The organism is Laceyella tengchongensis (assembly GCF_900182735.1).
Lineage (GTDB): Bacteria > Bacillota > Bacilli > Thermoactinomycetales > Thermoactinomycetaceae > Laceyella > Laceyella tengchongensis.
This window is the reverse complement of the sequence record NZ_FXTU01000022.1, coordinates 1-3,200: the sequence shown is the minus strand read 5'-3', so window position 1 is coordinate 3,200 and position 3,200 is coordinate 1. Positions and strand designations below refer to the sequence as shown.

The window sequence follows — 3,200 nt, the reverse complement described above, 5'->3', positions numbered from 1 at the left end:
CCCCGAAGCTTATCGGAGTTCGTCCCGTCCTTCATCGGCTCCTAGCGCCAAGGCATCCACCGTGTGCCCTTAGTAGCTTAACCTACTAGGTTTATTCGGCATATCGCTATGCCGCTCGGTATCTCCTCGGTGATTTGCAACATCGACGATCAAAGAAGGATCTCCTTCTTAACCTCGTTGCTTTATTCCATATCTAATTTTCAAGGTGCGTTTCGTTGTGATCACCGCATCGCGGCGACAAGTAATAATATAGCACGTCCCAAAATAGAACGCAACCCTTTTTTTATAAAAATTTTTTTCAGCCAAATAAAGCCTTGCTCATGCTACGTTTCCCTTTCCGCACCTCTTCTTCTAATCAAGCTTGCATGGCAAGGCTCATCGAAATATAACGTTTGCTAAATCCACTTTAGCATATTCCCCTGTTCATACTAAACCATTGTCCATTGGCAACCTCTCCACTCCTTGAAGCACTCCAGTTCCCGCACCACGGGCAGCCACACCCTGTGTTGTTTGATGGAAACAATCAGACCACTTCCGTGGCAATCTCTATTTCTTTTTCCAGCTGTTCCATGGCTGCATTTAACTTCTTATCATCCCAATCGAACCATTCTCCCATCAAAGCGGTCACTTGCTTTTTCCATTTCTTGACCAAATCGATTTCAAAATGCATGGCTCCGATGCGCCGCGTAAAGAAATCAACTGGGCTTACAACCATCTCCTGTTCCAACCCATACATCAGCGAAGCATACAAGTGCGCAGGTAACCCCCATTTGTCTTGTTTTGGTTGCTTCTTAATCCATTCGAACACAGCGTCCACATTGGAGCCATACCGACGAACCAAAGCTTCAGCATCCCATTCCGACAAACCCAACCGCCTACCAATCCCCACCTTACTCTTCACAAAAGTTGCAAACCGCTCCGCTCCGCCTACTTCCCCACCCGAAACACAAATATATTGCGTGAAACATGACCGGAAGCGCCGTTTGGTCTCTTGCTGAATTTCTTTAGCCACAAGATCAGTAACCCTTTGCGCGATTTTACGGTAACCGGTCAATTTGCCCCCGGTGACAGAAATTAAGCCAGATGGAGAGATAAACAATTCATCCTTACGCGAGATGTCCGATACAGGCTTCCCTTTCTCCACAATCAGCGAACGAACACCTGCCCAGCAGGTTTCAATGTCTTCACCGCGCAATCGAACGGGCGAAAACACCTCATTCACTGCATGGATTAGGTAATCCCGATCATCGCGAGTAACTCGCGGTTGGGCCAAATCCCCATGATACACGGTTTCAGTGGTACCGATATAGGTTTTGGTCTGCCTTGGAACCACAAAGATCATTCGACCATCGACATGCGGCACATAGACTGGGTGCCTGAGCGGCAGTTTCTCATGGGGAACAACCAGGTGCACCCCCTTAGTCAGCACCACTTTCTTATGATGTTTTAAGCCCTCTTTTTTCCGCACCTTGTCGATCCAAGGGCCTGTGGCGTTAATCACCTTGCGAGCATACCAATAGAAGACCTTGTTTATCAGCAGATCTCGCACTTTGACTCCCACGATTCGCTTCTGTTCATATAGAAACTCTTCCACTTTCATATAGTTGAATGCTTTGGCTCCAAACCGTACCGCTTTTTTAATCACTTCAATAGTCAACCGGGCATCATCGGTGCGATACTCTACATACTCCCCCGCCCCCATCAGCCGTTCCGCCCGTAACAGCGGCTCTTGTGCGACCAAATCATTCTTGGTCAACCAGCGAAACCGCTCTTTTTTCTTCACTTGGGCAAGCTGGTCATACAGAGTCAATCCTAGCGTGGCCACATATTTGCCAAAGTTGCCCCCTTTCATGACCGGCAGGATCACCCGCTCCGGAATCGTAATGTGAGGTCCGTTTTCATACACGATTTCCCGTTCCCGTCCCACTTCTTTGACCAACTTAAATTCACCCTGCTTCAAATAGCGCAAGCCGCCGTGAATCAGCTTCGTGGTACGGCCAGAAGTGCCCGCCGCGAAGTCTTGCATCTCAACCAATACCGTTTCAAGACCCCGCGATTGACAATCCAAGGCAATGCCGGCACCAGTGATCCCCCCTCCGATCACCAGCACATCTACTTGCCGTCCTCGCAATTCCTGTTGCGCTTGTCTTCGGGATTTGACCGAAAAGGTGTTAATCATGTCGAACCCCCCTTTTCCTCGCCTGCATTTCCACTCTGAGCGGACAATTCACCCCAAATGTCCCTTTTCTGCATCTTTCTATTTCTTATCTTCTTGAATCCTGATGAAATAATTTATCGCAAAAAATAAAAAAGAACCCCTGCATCTCCGTTTGTTTCGGCAACTGGAGGTCGAGTGGTTCTTGTCATTTCGATTAAGTTAGCTACGATGGCAAAGTGTATGATTCGGAATTGTCTCATAATTACATTTTAAAATATTCCGTTAATGATTTCAACTTATCACCGCTACTGTTTAATTAAGACAAGACAGTGACTGGGATCGCTTGGACAACTTGGATCGCAGGACCGAAGAACGTTTATCATCAGATGCAGCCGATTTCAAAACGGATAAAACCCGTTTTTCGATGGGGAACTTCCACTTCCGTCTCTCTTAGCCCAAAGTAACGAGCATGAGATAACTGATTTTTGCCCCTCAAACTCTACCACCAAGAAATAGGTAATTCTCTTTCCCGCCATTTGCAAAGAAACACAGTTGATTTAACAATCGTAATGACTACACCTGGCACCTTGTAATTTTGGAAATAGCGTTTTTGCATGATAGATGTAAGCTCAATATGCTGTCTCATCAGAAACCTTTTAAGAAAATGCAATCACTGACTAAAATCGATAAATATTTTCCTTATGAACATGTTTTGTTAAATCTCTAAACCAACTGCACAAAAAAAGGATGGCTCTTTACTTAAGAGCCATCCTTTTATGCATTCCCTGAAAACTAAAGAGTGAGTGTCACGTGACCCAAGAAAATGATCGATGATGCTCTAGAAAGAGCTCCTTAGAAAGGAGGTGATCCATCCCCACCTTCCGGTAGGGATACCTTGTTACGACTTCACCCCAATCATCTGCCCCACCTTCGGCGGCTGGTTCCAAGAAGGTTACCTCACCGACTTCGGGTGTTGCAAACTCTCGTGGTGTGACGGGCGGTGTGTACAAGGCCCGGGAACGTATTCACCGCGGCATGCTGA

Annotated in this window: 1 protein-coding gene and 2 rRNA genes; all 3 read right to left on the bottom strand. The window is 46.7% G+C overall.

Annotation, left to right across the window (positions count from 1 at the left end; all coding sequences use genetic code 11):
• Positions 1–83: ribosomal RNA gene (locus QQZ12_RS16815) — 23S ribosomal RNA — on the bottom strand; the annotation flags it as partial.
• Between the two features lie 440 nt (positions 84–523).
• Positions 524–2,179, bottom strand: a complete 1,656-nt coding sequence (locus QQZ12_RS16810; RefSeq protein WP_102991229.1) for a glycerol-3-phosphate dehydrogenase/oxidase — start codon at positions 2,177–2,179, stop codon at positions 524–526.
• Between the two features lie 835 nt (positions 2,180–3,014).
• Positions 3,015–3,200 (bottom strand): 16S ribosomal RNA (locus tag QQZ12_RS16805); the annotation flags it as partial.